This is a genomic window from Halomonas sp., from assembly GCF_014859505.1.
Taxonomy (GTDB): Bacteria; Pseudomonadota; Gammaproteobacteria; order Pseudomonadales; family Halomonadaceae; genus Halomonas.
The window spans coordinates 1-6,945 of the sequence record NZ_JACUUD010000134.1; the positions used below are offsets into that span (position 1 = coordinate 1).

Consider the following 6,945-nt stretch of genomic DNA (forward strand, 5'->3'; position numbering starts at 1 on the left):
CGAGCCCGAGCCCGAGCCCGAGCCCGAGCCCGAGCCCGAGCCCGAGCCCGAGCCCGCCGCGCTGCAGGAGAAGCCCGTCGCCGGTGAGAAGAAGGGCTGGTTTTCGCGCATCAAGGCCGGCCTCGGCAAGACTCGCGCCAACCTCACCGATGGCCTGGCGGACCTGTTCCTCGGCAGGAAGCAGATCGACGACGACCTGATGGAGGACCTCGAGACCCAGCTGCTGCTGGCGGATGTGGGCATCGAGGCCACCACCGAGATCATCGACCGGCTCACCGACCGCGTTTCCCGCAAGGAGCTCCAGGACAGCGAGGCGCTCTATCGCGCCCTGCAGGAGGAGCTGGCCACCATGCTGGAGCCGGTGAGCCAGCCGTTGATCCTGCCGCCCAGGGGCGAAGGGCCCTTCGTGATCCTGGTGGTGGGGGTCAACGGCGCGGGCAAGACCACCACCATCGGCAAGCTCACCCAGCGTTTCCAGCGCGAAGGGCGCAGCGTGATGCTGGCCGCCGGCGACACCTTCCGCGCCGCCGCGGTGGAGCAGCTCAAGGTGTGGGGCGAGCGCAACAAGGTGCCGGTGATCGCCCAGCACACCGGGGCCGACAGCGCCTCGGTGATCTTCGATGCCGTGGCCGCCGCCAAGGCGCGGGGCGTCGACGTGCTGATTGCCGACACCGCCGGTCGCCTGCACAACAAGGCCCACCTGATGGAGGAGCTCAAGAAGGTGCACCGGGTGATGGGCAAGGTGGACGCGCGCGCGCCCCACGAGGTGATGCTGGTGCTCGACGCCGGCACCGGCCAGAACGCCCTGGCCCAGGCCAGCACCTTCAACGAGGCGGTGCCGATCACCGGGGTGACCCTCACCAAGCTGGATGGCACCGCCAAGGGCGGCATCATCTTCGCCCTGGCCAAGCAGATGAGCACACCGATCCGCTTCATCGGCGTCGGCGAGTCCCTGGATGACCTGCGACCCTTCGTGGCCCGGGAATTCGTCGACGCCCTGTTCGACCGTGATGGCAACGACGACGCGGCATGATCGTCTTCGAGCACGTGGGCAAGCGCTACGGCGGGCGCTTCGAGGCGCTTGCCAACCTGGACTTCCGCGTGCGCCGCGGCGAGATGGTGTTCCTGACCGGCCACTCCGGCGCCGGCAAGAGCTCCCTGCTGCGGCTGATCATGCGCCTGGAGCGCCCCTCCCGGGGGCGCATCCTGGTGGCCGGCCATGACATCGATCGGCTCCACGCCAGCCAGGTGCCCTACTACCGTCGCCAGATCGGCGTGGTCTTCCAGGACCACCAGCTGCTCCACGACCGCTCGATCTTCCACAACGTGGCGCTGCCCCTGGAGATCCAGGGGGTGGAGCCCCGCGAGTCGGCGCGACGGGTGCGCGCGGCGCTGGACAAGGTAGGGCTGCTGCACCGCGAGCGCGCGTTGCCCATCGAGCTTTCCGGCGGCGAGCAGCAGCGGGTGGGCATCGCCCGGGCGGTGGTCAACAAGCCGCCGCTGCTGCTGGCCGACGAGCCCACCGGCAACCTCGACCCCCAGCTCTCCGCCGACATCATGACGCTGTTCGAGGACTTCAACCGCATCGGTACCACGGTGGTGATCGCCAGCCACGACCTGGCGCTGATCGCCCGGCTGCGCCACCGCATCCTGCGCCTGCGCGACGGCCGGCTGGTGGCCGACCAGGAGGCGGCATGAGCCGCCGCCCCGCTCCGCCGCCGCCTCGCGGTGCCCGTACCCACCGCACCCGCTCGTCGAGCCGCCTGCGCGGCTGGCTGCGCCACCATCGGGCCATGGCCCTGGACAGCGCCTGGCGGCTGCTGCGTACCCCCATCGGCAGCCTGGTGACCATGCTGGCCATCGCCATCGCCCTGGTGCTGCCGGCGGCGCTGTGGCTGACCCTGGACGGCGCCCGGCTGCTGGACGCCGAACTCACCGAGAGCGCCACCCTGACCGCCTATCTGGAGCACCACGTGGACGAGGCCCAGGCCGAGCGCATCGAGGAGGCGCTGATCGCCCATGATGGCGTCGACCGCACCCGGTTGATCACCGCCGCGGAGGGGATGGCGGAGTTCCAGCAGGCGCTGGGGCTGGCCGACGCCCTGGGGCGCCTGGAGGAGAATCCGCTGCCGGCCAGCGTGGTGGTCACCCCGGCCGACCCCTCGCCGGAAGGGGTGCGGGCCCTGGCCGGTGAACTGGAGGCGATGACGGGGATCGAGGAGGTGCGCCTGGACCTGGCCTGGATCGAGCGGCTGCGCCATCTGGCGGAGCTGGGGCACCGCGTCGCCCTGGCGCTGGCGGTGCTGTTCGGCGGCGGGGTGCTGCTGGTGGTGGGCAACACCATCCGCCTGGCGGTGGAGAGCCGCCGCAAGGAGATCGAGGTGGTGACCCTGATCGGCGCCACCCACGCCTTCGTGCGTCGCCCCTTCCTCTACAGCGGGGCCTGGTACGGGCTGGGCGGCGGCCTGCTGGCCTGGGGGCTGTTGACCCTGGGCAGCGAGTGGCTGGCGGCCCCGGTCGCGGCCCTCGCGGCCAGCTATGGCGCCAGCTTCAGCCTGCCGCGGCTGGGGGTTGACGGTTCTGCTATGCTGGTGGGCTGTAGTATACTGCTGGGCTTGCTGGGCGCCTGGATCGCGGTGAGCCGCCACCTCGCCGAGGTGAAGCCGCGCTAGCGGCGCGAAGAAAGCGCAAGCCGCGCTAGCGGCACGAGGCCCGCGTCTCGTCCCCGTAGCGACTGGAATCCACGCCTTGTGGCATGGTTTCACGGAACATATTCCGGTTTCTGGCGTCGAATGTAGATGAACCCCAATCAACTCTTGGGCTGACAAGGAGACATCCTGCACATGAGCACCAGTCTTCTTCCGGTGGGCCAACTCTCCCCGGGGCATGACCTCAACGGATACCTCAAGGCGGTAAGCGGCATCCCGATGCTGACCGCCGATGAAGAGCGTGACCTCGCCTATCGTCTCCACGACGAGGGTGATCTGGAGGCGGCTCGCCGCCTGGTGGTGTCGCACCTGCGCTTCGTCGTGCATATCGCCCGCAGCTACTCTGGCTATGGCCTGCCCCAGGCGGACCTGATCCAGGAGGGTAACGTCGGCCTGATGAAGGCGGTCAAGCGCTTCGATCCCAACCAGGGCGTGCGACTGGTCTCCTTCGCGGTGCACTGGATCAAGGCCGAGATTCACGAGTTCGTGCTGCGCAACTGGCGCATCGTGAAGATCGCCACCACCAAGGCCCAGCGGAAGCTGTTCTTCAACCTGCGCGGCGCCAAGAAGCGCCTGGCCTGGCTGAGCGGCGATGAGGTCGACGCCATCGCCAAGGATCTCGACGTGAAGCCCGAGGTGGTTCGCGAGATGGAGGGACGTCTCTCCTCCCATGACGCCGGCTTCGACGCCGCGCCGGGCGAGGATGACGAGAGCAGCTGGCAGGCACCGGTGCACTATCTCGACGATGCCTCCGCCGACCCCGCCACGCGCCTCGAAGATAGCGACTGGGAGGATGATTCCACCCGTCGCCTGCAGCTGGCTCTGACCGCCCTGGACGAGCGCTCCCGGGATATCCTGCAGCGCCGCTGGCTGCTCGACGAGAAGGCTACCCTGCACGAACTGGCCGATGTCTACGGCGTCTCCGCCGAGCGTATCCGCCAGATCGAGAAGAATGCCATGAAGAAGATTCGCCAGCAGATCGGTGACGCCCTGGTGGCTTGAGCTGGGTTTTGTGGGAGCCGATCTCCCACCAGAAATGACAGAGCCCTCGTCGGACAAGAGTCCGGCGGGGGCTCTGGCGTTTCTGCGGTGAAGCGGGAGAGACCGGCTACGCCGGCTGCGGGCTCTCCCGGAGCAGCTGGGCGGAGAGCAGCGCCCACTGGGCTTCCCAGTGCTCGGTGGGGCGGCGCTTGAAGTCGCTGCGAACGTACTGGCTGATACGCCCCTCGGCGGCGGCCAGCAGCAGGTTGGCGGCCGCCGAGGCGGGGAGGGTGAGGCGGCGCCCCTCGCGCAGCTCTGCCTCGCGCAGCACCTGCTTGAGCTGGGTCTCGAGCCGCTCGAAGAGCTGGTGGATGCGCACCCGCAGGCGCGCCGTCTCGCCGGTGAGCACGCCGCCGTCGAGCAGCCGGGAGAGCCCGGGGTTCTTCTCGGCGAAGGCCAGCAGCAGGGTGAGCAGCGCCCCGCAGCGGGGCAGCGCCTCGGGGCTCTCCTCGAGGATGCGGGTGATGCGGGCGAACAGCGTCTCCTCGATGAACGCGATGAGCCCCTCGAACATGCGCGCCTTGCTGGGGAAGTGGCGGTAGAGGGCGGCCTCGGAGACGCCGACCTGCTTCGCCAGGGCGGCCACGGTGATGCGCTTGCCGCTGTCCTCCTCCAGCATCAGGGCCAGCGCCTGCAGGATCTGCTCGCGGCGGCTGGGGGTGGGGGTTGCCTGCGTCATGTTGGTCTGTTCTTGTCTGATGGTCGACTCATGCTAGCCGCGGACCCTGTCTGCCGCAAAGCGTGGCGCAAGGGAGCAGCGCACGGCGCGGCGCCAGACCCGCGATCGGCGCGTCATGCGTCCGTGGAGGTATCGGTGATCAGGGTGCCGACGCCGGCATTGGTGAAGATCTCCAGCAGGATGGCATGGGGCACCCGGCCGTCGATGATGTGCGCGCTCTTCACGCCGCCCTTCACCGCCTCCAGGGCGCAGCGGATCTTCGGCAGCATGCCGCCGTGGATGGTGCCGTCGGCGATCAGCTCGTCCACCTGGGCGGTGGAGAGCCCGGTGAGCACCTCGCCCTCGGCGTTCATCAGGCCGGCCACGTTGGTCAGCAGCATCAGCTTCTCGGCGGAGAGCGCCTCGGCGACCTTGCCGGCGACGAGGTCGGCGTTGATGTTGTAGCTGTGGCCCTCGGCGTCGACCCCGATGGGGGCGATCACCGGGATGAAGTCGCGCTCGGCGAGCATCTCGATCAGGTCGGTGGAGATGTGCTCCACCTCGCCCACGTGGCCGATGTCGATGATCTCGGGGACGGTCATCTCCGGGGTCTGGTGCTCGACCTTGAGCTTTCGGGCGCGGATCTGGCTGCCGTCCTTGCCGGTCAGGCCGATGGCCTTGCCGCCGCACTGGTTGATCAGGTTGACGATCCCCTTGTTGACCAGGCCGCCGAGCACCATCTCCACCACGTCCATGGTCTCGGCATCGGTCACCCGCATGCCGTTGACGAAGCGCGACTCGATGTTGAGCTTCTTCAGCAGGTCGCCGATCTGAGGCCCGCCGCCGTGGACCACCACCGGGTTGATGCCCACCTCCTTCATCAGCACGATATTGCGCGCGAAGGAGTCGATCAGGGTGTCCTCCGTCATGGCGTTGCCCCCGTACTTCACCACCACGGTCTTGCCGGTGAAGCGCTGGATATAGGGCAGCGCCTCGGAGAGCACCTCCACCACCAGGCGCGGGTCGCGGGTCTGTTCGGTCATTGCGGGTTCCCTTCTCTTGCTCTTGCTCTTGATCTTGGCGGAGCCGCCGCAAGCGCGGCGGCGGGTCATCGTTGCCGTGGGCTCAGAGTGTCACGTCCAGCTCGGGGGCCACCTTGCTCAGGGCGGCGGCGAACTGCGCCCGGATGCGCTCGAGCGCCGCCTCGGTCTTGCCCTCGAAGCGCAGCACCAGCACCGGCGTGGTGTTGGAGGCGCGGCACAGGCCCCAGCCGTCCGGGTAGTCGACGCGGATGCCGTCCAGGGTGGTCTTGACCCCCTCTTCGCCGAAGTCCCCCTCGCGGGCCAGCCGGGCCACCAGGTCGAACTTGGTCTCGTCGGTGACGGTGATGTTGATCTCCGGGGTGCCGAGGTCCTGGGGGTAGCGGTCGAAGAAGGCGTCGGCGTCCAGCGACTGGCGGGAGAGGATCTCCAGCAGGCGGGCGGCGCCGTAGAGGCCGTCGTCGAAGCCGTACCAGCGTTCCTTGAAGAAGATGTGGCCACTCATCTCGCCGGCCAGCAGGGCGCCGGTCTCCTTCATGCGCGCCTTGATCAGCGAGTGGCCGGTGCGCCACATCTCGGGCTCGCCGCCGGCCTCATCGATCACCCGGGCCAGGTTGCCCGTGCACTTGACGTCGAAGATCACCCTGGCCCCCGGATTGCGCTCGAGCATGTCCTCGGCGAAGGCCATCATCAGGTGGTCGGGGTAGATCAGCCGACCGGAGGGGGTGATCACGCCCAGGCGGTCGCCGTCGCCGTCGAAGGCCAGGCCGATGTCGGCGCCGGTCTCCTGCACGGTGCGAATCAGATCCACCAGGTTCTCGGGCTTGCCCGGGTCCGGGTGGTGGTTGGGGAAGGTGCCGTCAATCTCGGCGAACAGCGGGATCGTCTCGGCACCGAGTTTTTCGATCAGCTGCGGGCCCAGTTCGCCGGCCACGCCGTTGCCGCAGTCCACCACCGCCTTGAGCGGGCGGGCCAGGCGCACATCGGAGAGGATGCGCGCCAGGTAGGCATTGCGCACGTCCACCTCGCGCACGCTGCCATGGCCCTCGGCGAGCGCATTCTCGACGATGCGCGTGTGCAGGGCGGTGATCGCCTCGCCGGAGAGGGTCTCGCCGGAGAGCACGATCTTGAAGCCGTTGTAGTCCGGCGGGTTGTGGCTGCCGGTGACCATCACCCCGGAGGCGGTGCCGTCCAGCACGTGGGTGGCGAAGTAGAGCACCGGGGTGGGCACCATGCCGACGTCGATGACGTCACGGCCGGCGGCGTTCAGGCCGCGGGTCAGGGCCGCCTGGAGGCGCGGGCCGGAGAGGCGGCCATCGCGGGCCACCACCACGGTGGATTCGCCGCGGGCGGCGGCCTCGCTGCCGATGGCGCGTCCGATCAGCTCGACGGTCGACTCGGTGAGGGTGTCATCGACAATGCCGCGGATGTCATAGGCGCGGAAGATGGAGGCGGGAACGGTCTGGGTCTCGGCTGTCATGGGTGTCCTTGTCCTGTG

General features: G+C 68.9%; 7 protein-coding genes. 4 read left to right on the plus strand and 3 right to left on the minus strand.

What is annotated here, in order from left to right:
* From ftsY to rpoH, 4 genes are all read left to right on the plus strand, one after another.
* Positions 1-1,033: signal recognition particle-docking protein FtsY (gene ftsY / locus IBX53_RS13565; protein ID WP_290910129.1), on the plus strand; the 1,033-nt coding region annotated here is incomplete at its 5' end.
* Positions 1,030-1,698: a cell division ATP-binding protein FtsE gene (gene ftsE, locus IBX53_RS13570; RefSeq protein ID WP_290910131.1), complete on the plus strand. Its 669-nt coding sequence runs from the start codon at positions 1,030-1,032 to the stop codon at positions 1,696-1,698. The genes ftsY and ftsE, both read left to right, overlap by 4 nt.
* On the plus strand, positions 1,695-2,672 hold the full coding sequence (gene ftsX / locus IBX53_RS13575; protein WP_290910133.1) for a permease-like cell division protein FtsX: 978 nt from the start codon (positions 1,695-1,697) through the stop codon (positions 2,670-2,672). Before ftsE ends, ftsX begins: the two co-directional genes overlap by 4 nt.
* A gap of 171 nt (positions 2,673-2,843) precedes the next feature.
* The gene (gene rpoH, locus IBX53_RS13580; RefSeq protein ID WP_290910135.1) at positions 2,844-3,710 is read left to right on the plus strand and encodes an RNA polymerase sigma factor RpoH; all 867 of its coding nucleotides are present in this window, start codon (positions 2,844-2,846) and stop codon (positions 3,708-3,710) included.
* Positions 3,711-3,816: 106 nt separating this feature from the next.
* Here the strand turns inward: rpoH and slmA are convergent, their stop codons facing one another.
* The 3 genes from slmA to IBX53_RS13595 all read right to left on the minus strand — a co-directional run bounded on the left by slmA (position 3,817) and on the right by IBX53_RS13595 (position 6,927).
* Complete coding sequence (gene slmA / locus IBX53_RS13585) at positions 3,817-4,428, minus strand: nucleoid occlusion factor SlmA (protein WP_290910137.1); 612 nt, start codon at positions 4,426-4,428, stop codon at positions 3,817-3,819.
* 113 nt (positions 4,429-4,541) lie between these two features.
* The gene (gene argB / locus IBX53_RS13590) at positions 4,542-5,450 is read right to left on the minus strand and encodes an acetylglutamate kinase (protein ID WP_290910139.1); all 909 of its coding nucleotides are present in this window, start codon (positions 5,448-5,450) and stop codon (positions 4,542-4,544) included.
* Positions 5,451-5,532: 82 nt separating this feature from the next.
* Complete coding sequence (locus IBX53_RS13595; protein WP_290910141.1) at positions 5,533-6,927, minus strand: phosphomannomutase/phosphoglucomutase; 1,395 nt, start codon at positions 6,925-6,927, stop codon at positions 5,533-5,535.
* Between the last annotated feature and the right edge of the window lie 18 nt (positions 6,928-6,945).